We start from the raw sequence: 15,033 nt of genomic DNA, 5'->3' as shown, positions 1-15,033 counted from the left end.
ACTCCCTTTAAAATAAAGGTTGCTCAAAAATTTGCGGGGACTAACTGGTTCATGTATACAGAAAAGGAGCTACTGAGTGAGGCGTGGACGAGATTAGAAGCATCGGTTTTAAAGTTTGAAAATGAACCAATTGGTACAGTAGCTGCTGCAATTGATAAAAGCACTCAACAATTCAATTACGGGCATTGTTTTATTCGCGATTTTGTGCCTTCAGCCCTAGCATTTTTGACTAGAGGTCAGGGTGGAATTGTCGCCAATTTTTTACGACAAACCCTGAAGTTACAGATTAATGACAAAAATATCGATGAAGTTAGGGCGCATATGGATGGCGTAAGACCAGGTATGGGTCTAATGCCAGCAAGTTTTGAGATAGTCGAAGAAGAAGGAAAACAAGCTGTCAGAGCCGATTTTGGCGAACGGGCAATCGGTAGGGTTACACCTGTAGATTCTTGTTTGTGGTGGCTGATTTTACTACGGATTTATCAAAGAGCTACAGGCGACCAAGAGTTAGTTCAAGAAGCAGGATTTCAGCGGGGAATTAGGTTAATTCTCAATCTCTACATGCTGAAGCAATTCGATATGTACCCGACGCTGCTAGTTCCCGAAGGGGCATTTATGATTGACCGTCGCATGGGAGTGTACGAGCGTCCGTTAGAAATTCAAGCTCTATTTTATGCGGCTTTACTAGCAGCAGATGAATTGCTGTTATCCAAAAATAAGCAGGACATTCATACAGAAATCGAGCAGCGATTGGCAAGATTGAAAACGCACATTCGCCAACATTATTGGCTCGATTTAGAAAAAGTGAATGAAATTCATCGCTACGAAAACGAGCAATTTGGAGAAGAAATTTGCAATAAATTCAATATATATCCAGAGTCTTTGGAAGCCTGGGCGATCGATTGGGTTCCCAAAGAAGGAGGCTATCTAGCTGGGAATCTGGGACCAGGGCGGATGGATTTTCGCTTCTTTGCAATTGGGAATTTGATGTCAGTTATTTGCTCGTTAGCAGATGAAACACAATCTCAAAAGATCATGAATCTGATCGGTAAACGATGGATCGATCTAGTTGGAAATATGCCAATGAAGCTTTGTTTTCCTGCTATAGAAGACAAGGAATGGGAATTAATTACAGGTTGCGACCCAAAAAATGTGAGTTGGTCTTATCATAATGGAGGAAGTTGGCCCGTTCTGTTATGGTTTTTAGTCGCGGCAGCTTTAAAAGTGGGGAGAAAAAGTATTGCCGAACGGGGAATTAGAATTGCCGAAAAACGTTGGTGCGAGTATAAAGATAAAGATCGTTGGCCCGAATACTACGATGGCAGGAAAGGCAATTTAGTCGGCAAAAAGGCAATGCGCTATCAAACCTGGACGATCGCTGCTTATATCGTCGCCAAAGACTTAATGGAGAACCCGCAGCATTTAGAATGGATTACATTTCAGTGAACAGCGAACAGTTATCAGTGGCAAGCGAACCGATGCGTAGCGAGTAGCGAACAGATTACGGGGTGTGGGATGTAGTGAATGGTTAGCAATAGCTCTTGACTCCTGTACGGGCGGGTTTTGGACGTAGATTTATTGCCTAAACTCGTCAATGTTTTGCTAAACCCGCCCCTACGATAACTGACAACTAAATTCAGCCTGTACGAAACTCGCCACCTCCTTGAATCAAATCTTCTGGTCTAATGTTGGAGAGAAACTCTCGAAAAGCTTTCAGCTCAGCTTCATCTGCTTCGCGATCGACGGGAATTGAAGCATCAGCTACCACTTCCTCCATCACCCAGATCGGGCTATTCAGGCGTAGGGCGATCGCGATCGCATCGCTGGGACGAGCATCAATTTCTTTTTTGACCTCACCCTGGCGGGCGCACAAAACTGCGTAAAACGTCCCATCCTGAATTGAATGAATGACTACTTTTTCCAAGGTCATACCCCAGACCTCTAGAATATTCACTATGAGGTCGTGAGTTAGAGGTCTGGGCGGTTTTTGATTTTCCAAAGCGCCAATAATCGCCTTTGCCTGATCTTGATTGATGTAGATGGGTAATGCTCTACGCTCTTTACCGTCTTTCAACAGCACGATTGGACTGCGGTTGACCGCATCTAAAGCAATGCCAGCGACTTTCATTTCGATCATTTGCGTAGCCTCTAAAACTCTCTAGGCAAAGGGTAATTGGTAGATGGGGTTGAAGGTGTTTGATTCTGTATAGCAAAAATAAACATACTTTATAGCCTTACATAACAACTTTTCCGATCTGCTGTCAGCAAAGACAGAGAATTGCCCTTAGTTCTTTGCTGTACGATAGCCTATCCTAAGTATGCCCTGATTGTAAGCTGAATTTATGGATTTAGCGTGAGTAAATTTTGCCAGAATCAGTTGTCTAAATTGCATCCAAGACCGCTCGGATGAGACAAACTAGCTAAATTGGGCAAAATTATCAATTTTTGGGAGAAAAACTGTGTTTACGGGATTAGTACAAGCTTTGGGTCAGATTCGGGCGCTAGACAACTATTATTATCAGATTACTTGCTCTAACGACCAGAAAAATTTAATTTTGCCAGATCTCGCACTCGGGGATAGCGTTGCGGTGGATGGAGTTTGCCTCACGGTCATGGAGATTCTACCGCAAGGATTTATCGCCGCAGCCTCGCCGGAAACCCTCCGTCGTACTACGCTGGGACAGCGCGAAGCGGATGCAGGATATGTCAATCTGGAAACTTCTTTGCGCGTTGGTGGTAAAGTGGGAGGTCATTTTGTCATGGGACACGTAGATGGAACGGGGTGCTTGGAAACGGTAGAAGAAACAGCTACCTCATGGGAAATGAGCTTTACCGCTACAGAAGCGATCGCCCGTTACATCGTTCCCAAAGGTAGTATTGCCATCAACGGTGTCAGCCTTACCATTGCCGATCTCGACCCTACCAGAAATTGGTTTAAAGTCGCCGTCATTCCCCATACCTACGATCGAACCAATCTGCGCGATCTCCGCCCCGGCAGTTTAGTCAACTTAGAAGCTGATATTTTAGGCAAATATGTCGAAAAGCTACTGAATTACAACTCCCCTCATCAAGCCAGAGAAGAGTTATCGCCAGCATTTTTAGTAGAACACGGGTATCTATGAGGGGCGAGGAGCGAGGAGTGTGGGGTGTGAGGAATGGGGTGTGGGGTGTAGGGTGTGTAGGGTGTAGGGAAATTTTGAATTTTGAATGCGTGAATTTTGAATTTTGAGTTGCTCCCTCAGCTCCCTCAGCTCCCTCAGCTCCCTCAGCCTCCTCAGCTCTCTTGTCCCCCTTGTCTCCCTTTTCCTTTCCCTAACCCCTCACTCCTAACTCCTCGCTCCTGCTTACAGCGTTGCGATCGCCACGAAGTGCATTAACTAGCTGGACTACGGCAGATTCTAATTCTGCACCAGGATCGCGGGCAACTAAGCCATCCAAATCGACTTGCTTAATTTCAAAGTTGAATCGAGTACTGCTGGCGCTGGCGACGATCGCTTCGCGAACAGCAGCAGACATCGCCGTTTCGCGACGATCTGGTTGGGAGTTGGCTAAACGGATAGCTTTATCCAATCGTGCTAGCCCAGTCTTCAAGTATGCTTCAGGATTGGCAACGATCCAACCGTTTGCAGTTAACTGTCGAGTCTCGAAGTGGAGGTGAGGACCTGTGGAATTACCCGTACTGCCAACCCGTCCGATGACAGTTCCCTGCGGAATTGTTTCTCCTGGGGATACAAAGATTTCAGATAAATGACCGTAAAGGGTTTGGAGCGTATTTTTGTTGTGGTTGAGAACGACAGTTAAACCGTAGCCACCGACATAATCGGCAACTTCTACCGTACCTGGATAAGCCGCTAACACTGGCGTTCCCAGGGGCGCACCTATATCTGTACCAGAGTGAAAGCTGAAATCACCAAACAGAGGATGGACGCGCCAGCCAAAAACTGAGGTGACGGGAGAGGGAACTGTCAGTGGAAACATGAAGTTTCCCTGTCCTTTGGCTTCGGGATCGCGGTATTGATAGCTGAGAACGCTACGCTGGGTTTTCAAGTTGGTCGCCACGCGAAAGCCTTCAGCAGTAATATCGATCGGTCCAAGCTGAATTGGTCTGATGCCGTTGGCAACCGAGTGGCGATCGAGCGGGGCGACGCTTCTACCAAAGTTTCTAGAACGAGCTAGTTGTCTCATCCGCTGCTGGCGGAGGCTGGGACGACAAAGGTTACTCAAACCAGGTCTAGCAACAGCCCGACAACCGGATATTCTGGATTTTAATACTATTGAGCTTGGTGCTTCGTAGCCAGTGGTAGCACCGAGGCTGTATCCTGTGGGGTCGATGTACGCACCACTGGGATCTGGAGCAGGATTGTCAGGCAAGTTAGCCGATCGCCTGACGGGTGCAGTGTTTAGCTTTTGTTGTAGTTTTTGCCATCTCTCAGTTTTGACCGACTTTGAGTTGATTTGTAGATCGGGACTGGGAGAGGTATTCAATGAATTGTCGATCGCAGCTTCTGACTGAGCCAAGACTAAGTTGCCACCAAGCAAGCTAGAAATACTAATAAAACTGATAAGAAATATATGTTTGGAGTTAGTAGGCATAGTAACTGGTAATTGGTAACTGGGAATTGGTAATTGGCAGTTGAGAGTTGACTACTTACTACTCACTACTCACTATTGATACGATCCAAACGAAATATTTATGCTTTGTCAAACAATTAGCCATCATAACCCAGACTCACAGCACCAGGGGGGAGACAAATTTCTGAATTGGGGCTGAAATTGTATGACTGAGAGTCAAGCCTGACTCGTAGTTCGCCGCGATCGCTAATACCAACTACAACGCCGTTTTGTCCTTCTACGGTGATGCGCTGTCCCATATTTATAAATAGTTTGTGGTAAGACGGCAGAAGAGTATCGATTCCCCCTGGGGAGCAAAACTTGTAACCTGAAATTGTGCCTTGTAGTGTCACAGCCGCTAATGTTTCTAAGCAGTCAATTGCAGCCAAAGGTTGTTGAGATAAGAAAGATTGCAAACCGATTCCTGTGGCTGGGACAGGGTTAGCCCAGTTAATCCCAACTCCGACTACAGCATGAATAATTTTTTCATGTCGCACTTTTGTTTCTGTCAGAATCCCACCCAGTTTACGTCCTAGCAAAATTAGGTCGTTGTGCCATTTCAATTTTACGGGAACACCGCGATCGCCCAATGCTGTTGCAATGCCCCAAGCAGTTGCCAAAGTCAACTGATAGCCGCACTTCACTGGTAAGTTTGGCTCTATGACTACAGATAAATATAAGCCTCCTGCTGGCGAAGCCCACTGTCGTCCCCATTGTCCCCGTCCAGCTGTTTGTCGTTCGGCAATGATGACCGTTCCTGGTTTTGCTCCCTGCGCGATCGCATTCCAGGCTTTCTGGTTGGTCGAGGGTAAGCTCTCGTAGACTTCTACAGCAAAATCCGCTTCTGCTACCATTGGAGCAAGAATTGCTAATAGCTTTTGTCGGTCTAGTGTCACGCTGGCAAGTGCAAACTGTGTCAATTAAGTTAGCATTAATTTGCTGAAAATAAACGTGTCATGCTGCGCTTTTACAGTAGATGGCAGTTTGGCTGATTTAGTTTCATTTTGTTGGCTAATTGTTTGCTAATTTTTAGATTTAATCCATGCATACTTGGGATTGGCGCGGTTGCGAAGGTTTTCTCTATCTATCCTGTAGCTTGTTAGAAGCATTTCCCCACGGTTTTTTTACGCGACATTTTCACCCTCATGCTCCCCACGACTTGACCTCAGCTTTACACCCAGAAGCCAAAGCTTATCGCGTCAAGCAGGTACATGGGAATGTTGTCGTCACTCCATCTGAAGTGAGGAGCGAGGAGCGTAGACGCGACAGCGGCTTCTCGGAGAGTGGAGCGAGGAGCGAGGGGAAGAAGAGACCTAAGGGGGTTGAGGGAGCCAAGGAAGAGTTTTCAATCCAAAATCCAAAATCCAAAATCCAAAATTCTTCCTCACTCCTTGCTCCTCACTCCTCACTCCTAGTTGAGGCAGATGGATTACTGACAGAACAACCGCTACAGGCAGTTTGGGTAGCGAGTGCCGATTGTACGCCTGTATTAATTGCCGATCGCCAGACAGGACAAGTTGCAGCCGTTCATGCAGGCTGGCGGGGAACGGCGATGAAAATTGTGCCGCAAGCGATCGCTCGTTTGCAAGCACAAGGTAGCAAAATTCAAGATTTGCGCGTCGCTTTGGGTCCGGCGATCGCGGGGAGTGTCTATCAGGTTTCTCAACAGGTAGCAGCTGAAGTTGGAGCTAGCATCACTGCAACTGAAGCCAAAACCGAAATTCTCGACTTTTTAACTGAAATACCCAACTCCCCTTTATTACCCGACTCTCATCCAGAGAGAGTCCGGTTGGATATCCGGCGCGTTATTACCTTGCAATTAGAGCAATTGGGTATTAGTCCCGAACAAGTGGCGATCGCTCCTCACTGTACCTACCAAGAACCAGAACGTTTCTTTTCCTATCGTCGCGACAAACAGAAAAAAGTTCAATGGTCGGGAATTATTAGTCAATAAGTAAAGTCAAAAGTTAAAAGTCAAAAGTCAAAAATAACTATTCACCAATGACCAATGACCAATGACTAATTAATACGCTAACCCACGATATTTCAAATGTCGTATGGGTTGTGGTGCGATCGCTTGTGCGGCTGGACGAGCACCGAAGCTTACACCTCGATATTTTCCTACTAATTGTTTGGTGACTACTGGAGCTGATTGATTAGATTTGGTGTAAGCTAAACCACGATAAGAAAGTTGCATTTGTTGCTTCTCCTTTAGGTGAACTGTGCTGAATGAACGTGTAAATAAAACAAATTTGAATGCAGTAGATTTCTTGCTAAAATCTATTTTTGAAAAATTTTGAACGCGATATAAATACTGGAAAATCGCAAGAAATTCCCTGAAAAGAATTACCGTTGTCTTACTCTTAACTACCTCTCGATAATTCTGAATTTCGGATTTGAAATTATGAATTTTTGTGACTAGCTGCAAGTTGAAAGCGCCAATTTGTTGCCCGTGGCTGCACGTACTCTGGGAAAGGGCGCGGCATGGGTTCAAACTTTTGTCCAGGAGGATGAAACCGCTAGTTTAAAGCGTGGGGTTTGATGTAGGGTTGGATAGCAGCAGGTGTACAATCATAAATTTGAGCGCGGTAGATGAGTTTCATTTTGTTAGCTGAACTGCTTGTACCTATTACATAGGGTCGATGATTCCAGATTATGCAATTGAGCTGAAAAGAACCTCTGAAACCGAAAATTAGAGTAGGGTGGGCAATGCCCACTCACCATAAAAGTATCTGTTTTTCGTAATGATTTAGAATGGCAATACTGCTATTCTCAGCGAGATGAATTCCACAAATCTGTGGAATTCATATCTGTGCGCCCCAACGAATTTATTTCACCTGCATGAGAAACACCATGTTACCGATTTCTATCTCTTACGCGCAGGTTGATGTTTATTCTCGGTTTTGCCAGCAGATAGCCAGCCTGTATCTTATGCAGTCCGACACGAGAAATCTGCTGAGGAATGTCAATGTTGGCACTGCATTCTGTGGCAAAATTAAAGACGGTGTTAAGAAAAAACTTTAATAGGTAATCCCGTGACAACTGCTACCGCTGCTCGTCGTGTCGTGTTTCCTTTCACCGCTATTGTGGGTCAGGACGAAATGAAACTCGCCCTTTTACTCAACATTATTGACCCGAAAATTGGCGGGGTAATGATCATGGGCGATCGCGGTACTGGCAAATCTACCACGATCCGCGCTTTAGCTGACTTATTACCAGAGATTGAAGTTGTAGCGGACGATCCGTTCAACAGCCATCCTAGCGATCCTGATTTGATGGGCGATGCAGCACGGCAACTGTTAGAACAAGGTGCTGAAATTCCCATCGCCAAGAAAAAAATTACTATGGTCGATCTGCCCCTAGGAGCGACAGAAGACCGAGTTTGCGGCACGATTGATATTGAGAAAGCTTTATCTGAAGGTGTCAAAGCTTTTGAACCAGGACTGCTGGCAAAGGCAAATCGCGGTATCCTCTACGTCGATGAAGTTAACCTACTTGACGATCACCTTGTAGACGTATTGCTAGACTCCGCCGCCAGTGGTTGGAATACTGTAGAACGGGAAGGCATTTCGATCCGTCACCCCGCCCGTTTCGTTCTCGTTGGTTCTGGCAACCCAGAAGAAGGTGAATTGCGCCCCCAACTGCTCGATCGCTTCGGAATGCACGCGGAAATTCATACTGTAAAAGAACCAGCCTTGCGGGTACAAATTGTGGAACAAAGGTCGGACTTCGACCAAAACCCACTGCAATTTTCTGACAAATATCAGCCACAGCAACAAGCTTTACAACAACAGCTGATTAAGGCTCAAGAGTTGTTACCTTCAGTACAAATGGATTACGATCTGCGGGTAAAAATTTCTGAAGTTTGCTCCGAACTTGATGTTGATGGCTTGCGGGGTGACATTGTAACCAACCGCGCAGCTAAAGCGATCGCGGCGTTTGAAGGTCGTACTGAAGTCACGGTAGACGATATTCGTCGTGTGATTACTCTATGCCTGCGTCACAGACTGCGGAAAGACCCCTTAGAGGCGATCGATTCTGGCTACAAAGTAGAAAAGGCATTTAGCCGCGTGTTTGGGATTGAACCAGCGACGGATGAAATGCCAGAAAAAACAGCGCAAGCTAATGGTATCGGACAAGCAGGCGGACGCTATCGCTAGCCTTAAATTCCCCACGATCGAATATTTTAATTTGTGTACGGGCGGCTTTATCAAATAGATTAACAGCTTTAGCTGTAATTTTTAGTCAAAACCCGCCCCTACAAGTTTTGACTTTTAACTTTTGACTTGCCTATGAGAATTTGGCTAATTTGGTGGAACACTCTAGTTTTTTCTTGTCAGCACAATCCACCTCAGCTGATCGAAATGCTGATGTTATTGCTAGCAACTATATTGCTGGGGGCTTGGCTGATTTCACCCCACTGGTCTTACCAAGCATTAGCCTGGAGTTACTTAATTGGGGTATCAGCTTCCATGTGGATACGTGAAGCGATCGCCCCTACCTACCAAGCGCGTCCCACCCAAGTTATTGCCGTACTGTTATTTATCCTCAGCCTCTACGGTTTTGCTGACTTGTTTCAATATTTGTAGAAGCGAGTAGTAAAGTCTTCCTACAAAATCTCTGACTCAGCTGGTACGATTTTCGGCAGGGGCAAGGTAGAAGTTTCTGTTGCGATCGCATCTTTACCCAATTGCCAAGTACCCACCTTTTCTGCACCCGCTTGTTGTAGTGTTTTTAATAAATCGGCGCTAGAAATTATCAATTCATCAACATCAATCCCGCTATAAGCACTAGGATACCTGTCTAGCCGCTTAACGCCTTCTCCTAATAAAATGACTGCCCCGTGCCAATTATTATTACCCAGATGATAAAGCCCTACAGCAACTTGTAAAACTCCCTGGTAGAAAGTTTTTTCTGGTTCGGTTGCTTCCATCCACAAGGCTTCTAAGGTATCGTGACAAGCGTAGAACTGCCCTTGATTGAACTGTTCTACACCCTGCCAAAACTCCTCTGGTTCCTCTTGATTCAAGATTTTATACCTCACACGCAATTGTTAGATCGGGGCGGGTTTGTCTACTTTTTCTCATGGAAGTAGAGATTTTTGGTGAACCCACCCCTACCGTTCGTCAATGACAAATGACGAATTAACTATCCCATGCTTTCTCGCACGGTTTTGATGTATTCTAGATCGATGTCCTGTTGTTCTCCAGCGAAGTCGTTGTCTGGAGTTAAGAACAGCATACAGTGACACTCTTTACGTTCGCGCATTGGTACACAAGGGCAATTCCAGAAAGTTGCGTGAACTTCTGCTTCCTTGTCTTCATAATGGCGACAGGGACATAAAGGCGCACCAAGATCGTCTTTGTGTTTGGCAAGCCCTTCCACCACTACAGCTGTCACGGAAGGATCGGCGCAAAAATATGTTCCCGTGCGCTTGGCGTAAGTCTGAGAGAACTGCCACATTGCCTCTAGGCTTTTCTCAGTTGATAGAGCATTGTTTTCTGTTGTGTTCATAACCTTTCTTGACGAAACTTTAAGTTTTGTTTACAAGATCTGAAGCATTGTTTCTAGCATTTTAACAACATACATGTTGTAAAAGTCAGCACGGGGATCGATTCTATTAATTTTAAAGTCTATATGGATTGTAGAACTCACGCAAAGTTAGCAATAGTGGTAGTTTCAGCGGCTTCTATTTAGATCGCGTTCTCAATTTTCCAGATTTGCATCAATCAAAACAGAGAGTGCAGTTTGAGCAAAAGTTGCACCATCTGGCGATCGCTCAATGGTTGCCATTAAGCTTGCACCACCAATCAAGAGCAAGTATTGCTGTGAAAAGAAGTCAGGATTTTTGACACCCGCCTCTACTGCTAGGTGCATAATAACTTGGCGAATTGACTCTCTCAAATCGATTGAAACTTGGTGTGCTTTATGCGAAGCATTAGCAATCTCTAAAACTGCATTAATAAACGGACAGCCCCGAAAGTTCGGACTAGCATACCACTCCCGCAATACGTCAAATGTAGCTAGCAACTGTTCCTTCGGTGTGTTGCCTCGTTCCGACACTGCCGTTTTAAACCATTGCATCCACTGATTTGCACGATACTTCATGACTTCTTCGATTAACAGGTCTTTTGATGGAAACCAACGATACAGGGTTCGTTTGGCAACACCTGATGCAGCAATGACTTCATTAATCCCTACATGCTGAATGCCCTTTTGGTAGAAGAGTTCAGATGCGGTGGCAAGGATGTGTTGTCGAGCGTGACTAGATTCAGCATTCATATTTCCGTAGGTAGACAATTTTGTCTCCTTCGATCTACAATACCATCTCAACTAGGTAGACAACTTTGTCTACCTACTAACGAGTCGGAGGCAATAAGCAATGGACTTTCCCATTTACACAATAGATACTGCTCCTGAAGAGTCTAGAGCTGCTTTAGTTCAAGCGAAAGAAACGTTTGGATTTATTCCAAATCTGGAAGGCATTTTTGCCCAATCTCCGGCACTGCTCAAAGGCTCAATGACTCTGTGGGATTTATTTCAGACTACTAGTTTTAGCCCTGTTGAACAGCAAGCGATCTACCTAACAGCAAATTACGAACATCAGTGTCACTACTGCATGGCAGCTCACTCTGGATTAGCAAAAATAATTGGTATGTCTGCTAGTGAGATTCAAGCATTTCGAGATGGTACACCACTGAGCGATCCAAAATTGGAAGCGTTGCGGCATTTCACAAAACGAATGATTCAGGCACGAGGTTGGATTGACGATAGTGAAATTCAGGAATTTTTAGCGGCGGGTTACACCCAACAGCAAGTACTGGAAGTGATTCTAGGAATTGCTATTAAAGTATTACATAACTATACAAATCACATTGCTAAAACGCCGCTCGACAAACCGTTTCAAGCTTATGTTTGGTCGAAGCCTGAGAGCGCGAAATAAACTGCATTCAAGCCAAGACAGGCAATCGCTACTAATCATCTTAGATACGATCGTGCGAGCTGGCTCAGCATAGCTTTGCCTTATGTAACTCATCGTGTAGCGCCCGTAGAGTAGGGTATTGCGAGCGCAGTTGCGTGATGTATTCAGTCCATTCAGAAGAAGTGTTGCACGATTCACAGACAGCCTTGATTCGTTGTAGGTGTTGGACAGCTTCTTGGTAGGCAGGGCGATTTTTTTGCTCGATCGCCTGCGTAGCTAATTGTTTGTAAAGCGCGATCGCCATTTGGGGATGGGTAGTTTCGATTGCCTTGGCTAGGGGTTGACGAAATCTAGACTGCTCCCATTGTTTGAGCTGGGGAAATAATTCTAGCACCCGCTCGATATTTTGCTCGTAAAAGGCAATATGTGTCAGCAAGAGCAGCTGTTTGTTCTGCTGGAGCTTTTGTAGTATCTCATCCCGCAGTTGTTCCCATGTACCTGCTTTTTGCCCTAGCTCTTGTAATTCCTTGTATCCTTCTAGAGATGGCAAGTCCCAAAATGTTTGTTGTTGCCAGTTGAGGGCAGTCTGCGGATCGCCGTACTCTTGGTAGTATTTGGTCAACCACTGCTGATAATGACCCCGTGATTTTTCTTGTTGTGCTAGGTGCGAGATTAACTCGACCGCTTGTGTAGTAGCATGGACAGCTAGCAGGGCATCGGCAAACTGTAACATGAGTCCAGGCAGATGAGTAAAATGCTGACGGGCGATCGCCATTGCGGTTTCGATTTTGCCTTCTTCTACCAACAAAAAGGCTCGTTGTTCGGGACTGCCCAATTCGTGAATTAATTTGCTGGCTGTTTCGTTACTGCCTTGCTGTTTCTGGCGATCGGCTAATAATCCAACTAAAGCATCTCGCGTCCAGCGATCGCTACTACTGCGCTGAATTTCGCCACGAACTCGGTCTTCTATCCATTCCCATTCTGTATCCGTTGCCCATTGCAGCAAAACATCCCTAGCTGAATATGCAAAGTCAATGCCACCCAGTTCTATATCTTGCAGTACGGCATCGAGTAAAGTATGCAGCCAAATCGCCCTCGTTTCTGCGTCTAGCGATTGGGCTTGAGCTAAACACTTGCCTAACCCTTCAGCCGCAGCTTGAGCAACAACGCAGACATCGCCATCATAGTCAATAGCTTGTAAATTATCGTCATAACTCGCAGTGATTTCTGCTAGCAGCATTTGGTAAAGCGCCCCTGCCCACAGCCAATTATTTTGCTGAAAAAGTTGTTTTGCCGTATCAATTAAGGGTTGTAAATCTGTGGCGATCGCCTCCATATCTTCTTGACGTAGGGCGCGTTGCGCTTGACGGCGATAGATTGATAAATCTAGAGCTTTTCCTGGCTGCGGCTGAGCTGTAGAAAGTTCTACCAATGAGAGTAAATTGGGATAACGCTGTACCATTAATTCGACTAGCTCGATCAAATCTTCGCGACTGCGAGTAGCAAGCATTTCGCTTAGGGGTGGTATGGCGTGAAAAGTGTCGGGCTGGTGGACGTAAGCCAGTAACAAAGCTACCTGATGCTTGCAGAGTCCGCCCCAATCGTAGGGGCAAGTACAATCAGCACTGACAATTCCCTGTTTGCCCAATTTGATGCGCGGCTGGTAAAGTTCGGAACCTTGACAATCTGCCCACAAGACTAAATCTTGACGCATCGGGTTGAGAATTCTGCCTTGGCGATAATAGCGATCGCCACGCTGAAAACTTTGCTCTGTCGCTAGTTTGCGAATTTGTGCTTCAGTCAGACGAGGTAGTGTCGCGATCGCCATATGCCTTGCCTCCCGTATAGTGCTTTCAGCGAATCTAATTCGCGACTACACACACATAGACGCATTCACGTAGCTTGCTTCCCCGTATGGGTAGTTTAGCGCAGCGTTTAGCGGCTTGCCGTCGGCTAGTCCGCCTGCGGGGACTGTAATATATTCAGTCTCTTAACCCGCTTAGGCGGGATTTGCCTACATAGTTGCGAATTCTATTCGCCAAGCTTCCTAGAAACAAATTTTACTACAAACTATTTTTGGCTTCTTGGGATACAGCTTCAACTTCATCTTTGGCTAACTGCTCGATCAGAGTCCGAGCTTGTTCGCCGCCCAATTTAGCTAAAGCTTGCACGACGCGATAGCGAATTTGCCAATCAGGGTTGGTAGCAAAAGGAACTAGTAATTCTATCGCTTGCGGATCGCCTAAATCTCCCAGAGAGCTAATTGCCGCAGTTTTATCTAATTCGCTACCCGATTCTAATGCTTCTTTTAATAAGTCAAAAGAGCGCGGATCGCCCAATTCGCCCAGAGTCGCAATGATACTAAACCGCACTAACCACTCGGGCGTACTGTGATAGACTTGCGCTAAATCTGCAAACGCATCAGTTAACTTCAGCGCTCCCAGACAGTCAGCCGCAGCAGCTTGTACGTCTGGTTCGGGGTCGTTGAGCAGGCGATCGCGCAATACATTTAAACTAGTATTTAAATCTTGTCCTCCCAAAGTGTCCAACTGACTCACTGCCGAGTAGCGCACTCTGGCGTTGGGGTCATCAATTGCCTTGAGCGCCAACTCCAGCGCAACTCCTTTATCTTCCAATTCGCGAACTTGATTCATCGCCCGCAAGCGATCGCCCAAATCCTGCGAATCGAGTAATTGCTTTACCGATTCTGGACTAACAGCCATTTTGAATTTGTTATTTTGTATTTGGTAATTTGTATTTACTCTTACCATTTTTTAGGGGCAAGGGGTAAGAAGTCGGAAGTCAGAAGTTAAAAGTCAAAATTCAAAATTCAAAAGTTATAACAGATCGCTGATAACTGATAACTGGTCACTGCTCCCTACTCGTGCGCTCCCTTTCTTCACTGATAACTGACTCCTACTCGCTGGCTGCTAAGTCGCGCACGATATCGCCGCGAGTCAAAATTCCAATTACCTTACCGCTAGGATCGATGACGGGCAAACGCTGGATCTTGCGATCGTGCATAAGTTGTGCTGCATCGCGCAATGGTTTATCAGGAGCAACGGTAATCACATCCTGACTCATCACCTCTCCCACCGTTTGCCCTAAAGCTTTATGCAAATCTCGTTCGTATTGAGCCGGATTTTTTAGGAAAATTACGCTATCAAGAAACATGATGTAAGCCGGAGGAGTGACCCCTGTTTCCTGCCACATCAGATCTGTCTCTGAAATCGTACCGATCAACTTGCCTGCATCGTCTACCACGGGTAAACCACTGATACGCTTTTCTGCCAAAAGCTTAATTGCATCATGCAGTGAGGTTTCTGGACGCACCACAATTGGGTTGCGGGTCATGACATCGGCAACAGTCTTAGGCATTTACAGACAGCTCTCTTTTGCAATATCCTCTAAATTTATTTTAAAGGGTAAAGGATAAGTCGAAATTCAAAATTCAAAATTCAAAATTCATCTTGAATTTTGGGCAATCTAAATTAGCAATT

At 45.6% G+C, this 15,033-nt stretch carries 16 protein-coding genes; 6 read left to right on the top strand and 10 right to left on the bottom strand.

What is annotated here, in order from left to right:
- Positions 1–51 precede the first annotated feature (51 nt).
- Positions 52–1,446 (top strand): glycoside hydrolase 100 family protein, encoded by a 1,395-nt coding sequence (locus tag N4J56_RS30405; protein WP_317109988.1) that lies wholly within the window; start codon positions 52–54, stop codon positions 1,444–1,446.
- A 190-nt stretch (positions 1,447–1,636) separates the two neighbouring features.
- On the opposite strand, the gene N4J56_RS30400 is transcribed toward N4J56_RS30405, so the two are convergent.
- Positions 1,637–2,137, bottom strand: coding sequence for a bifunctional nuclease family protein (locus tag N4J56_RS30400; RefSeq protein ID WP_015153061.1), 501 nt, complete (start codon positions 2,135–2,137; stop codon positions 1,637–1,639).
- Positions 2,138–2,459: 322 nt separating this feature from the next.
- Here N4J56_RS30400 and N4J56_RS30395 point away from each other — a divergent pair, with 322 nt between their 5' ends.
- The gene (locus N4J56_RS30395; protein ID WP_317109986.1) at positions 2,460–3,122 is read left to right on the top strand and encodes a riboflavin synthase; all 663 of its coding nucleotides are present in this window, start codon (positions 2,460–2,462) and stop codon (positions 3,120–3,122) included.
- Positions 3,123–3,312: 190 nt separating this feature from the next.
- Here N4J56_RS30395 and N4J56_RS30390 read toward each other — a convergent pair whose 3' ends face one another.
- The gene (locus N4J56_RS30390; RefSeq protein ID WP_317109985.1) at positions 3,313–4,593 is read right to left on the bottom strand and encodes a M23 family metallopeptidase; all 1,281 of its coding nucleotides are present in this window, start codon (positions 4,591–4,593) and stop codon (positions 3,313–3,315) included.
- 116 nt (positions 4,594–4,709) lie between these two features.
- Complete coding sequence (locus N4J56_RS30385; protein WP_410500638.1) at positions 4,710–5,507, bottom strand: biotin--[acetyl-CoA-carboxylase] ligase; 798 nt, start codon at positions 5,505–5,507, stop codon at positions 4,710–4,712.
- Positions 5,508–5,653: 146 nt separating this feature from the next.
- On the opposite strand from N4J56_RS30385, the gene pgeF reads away from it, so the two are divergent.
- Positions 5,654–6,565: a peptidoglycan editing factor PgeF gene (pgeF, locus tag N4J56_RS30380; RefSeq protein WP_317109982.1), complete on the top strand. Its 912-nt coding sequence runs from the start codon at positions 5,654–5,656 to the stop codon at positions 6,563–6,565.
- Positions 6,566–6,634: 69 nt separating this feature from the next.
- On the opposite strand, the gene N4J56_RS30375 is transcribed toward pgeF, so the two are convergent.
- Positions 6,635–6,808: a DUF4278 domain-containing protein gene (locus N4J56_RS30375; RefSeq protein ID WP_317109981.1), complete on the bottom strand. Its 174-nt coding sequence runs from the start codon at positions 6,806–6,808 to the stop codon at positions 6,635–6,637.
- Between the two features lie 838 nt (positions 6,809–7,646).
- On the opposite strand from N4J56_RS30375, the gene bchI reads away from it, so the two are divergent.
- Entirely contained in the window at positions 7,647–8,771 is a 1,125-nt protein-coding gene (bchI, locus tag N4J56_RS30370) for a magnesium chelatase ATPase subunit I (RefSeq protein ID WP_317109980.1), read from the top strand.
- Positions 8,772–8,903: 132 nt separating this feature from the next.
- The gene (locus N4J56_RS30365) at positions 8,904–9,200 is read left to right on the top strand and encodes a hypothetical protein (RefSeq protein WP_039713233.1); all 297 of its coding nucleotides are present in this window, start codon (positions 8,904–8,906) and stop codon (positions 9,198–9,200) included.
- A gap of 20 nt (positions 9,201–9,220) precedes the next feature.
- On the opposite strand, the gene N4J56_RS30360 is transcribed toward N4J56_RS30365, so the two are convergent.
- The 3 genes from N4J56_RS30360 to N4J56_RS30350 all read right to left on the bottom strand — a co-directional run bounded on the left by N4J56_RS30360 (position 9,221) and on the right by N4J56_RS30350 (position 10,893).
- Positions 9,221–9,640: a DUF309 domain-containing protein gene (locus tag N4J56_RS30360; protein ID WP_317109979.1), complete on the bottom strand. Its 420-nt coding sequence runs from the start codon at positions 9,638–9,640 to the stop codon at positions 9,221–9,223.
- A gap of 119 nt (positions 9,641–9,759) precedes the next feature.
- Complete coding sequence (locus N4J56_RS30355; protein WP_015153070.1) at positions 9,760–10,125, bottom strand: ferredoxin thioredoxin reductase catalytic beta subunit; 366 nt, start codon at positions 10,123–10,125, stop codon at positions 9,760–9,762.
- Between the two features lie 192 nt (positions 10,126–10,317).
- On the bottom strand, positions 10,318–10,893 hold the full coding sequence (locus N4J56_RS30350) for a TetR/AcrR family transcriptional regulator (protein WP_317109977.1): 576 nt from the start codon (positions 10,891–10,893) through the stop codon (positions 10,318–10,320).
- 100 nt (positions 10,894–10,993) lie between these two features.
- Here N4J56_RS30350 and N4J56_RS30345 point away from each other — a divergent pair, with 100 nt between their 5' ends.
- On the top strand, positions 10,994–11,554 hold the full coding sequence (locus N4J56_RS30345) for a carboxymuconolactone decarboxylase family protein (RefSeq protein WP_317109976.1): 561 nt from the start codon (positions 10,994–10,996) through the stop codon (positions 11,552–11,554).
- Between the two features lie 64 nt (positions 11,555–11,618).
- Here N4J56_RS30345 and N4J56_RS30340 read toward each other — a convergent pair whose 3' ends face one another.
- The 3 genes from N4J56_RS30340 to N4J56_RS30330 form a co-directional block, all read right to left on the bottom strand.
- Entirely contained in the window at positions 11,619–13,361 is a 1,743-nt protein-coding gene (locus N4J56_RS30340; RefSeq protein WP_317109975.1) for an SWIM zinc finger domain-containing protein, read from the bottom strand.
- Between the two features lie 235 nt (positions 13,362–13,596).
- Entirely contained in the window at positions 13,597–14,256 is a 660-nt protein-coding gene (gene nblB / locus N4J56_RS30335; RefSeq protein WP_317109974.1) for a phycobilisome degradation protein NblB, read from the bottom strand.
- A 193-nt stretch (positions 14,257–14,449) separates the two neighbouring features.
- Positions 14,450–14,911, bottom strand: a complete 462-nt coding sequence (locus tag N4J56_RS30330; RefSeq protein ID WP_317109973.1) for a CBS domain-containing protein — start codon at positions 14,909–14,911, stop codon at positions 14,450–14,452.
- Positions 14,912–15,033 lie beyond the last annotated feature (122 nt).

The organism is Chroococcidiopsis sp. SAG 2025 (genome assembly GCF_032860985.1).
GTDB lineage: Bacteria > Cyanobacteriota > Cyanobacteriia > Cyanobacteriales > Chroococcidiopsidaceae > Chroococcidiopsis.
Note: the sequence above shows the minus strand (reverse complement) of the source record. Positions and strands in the feature narration are given on the sequence as shown.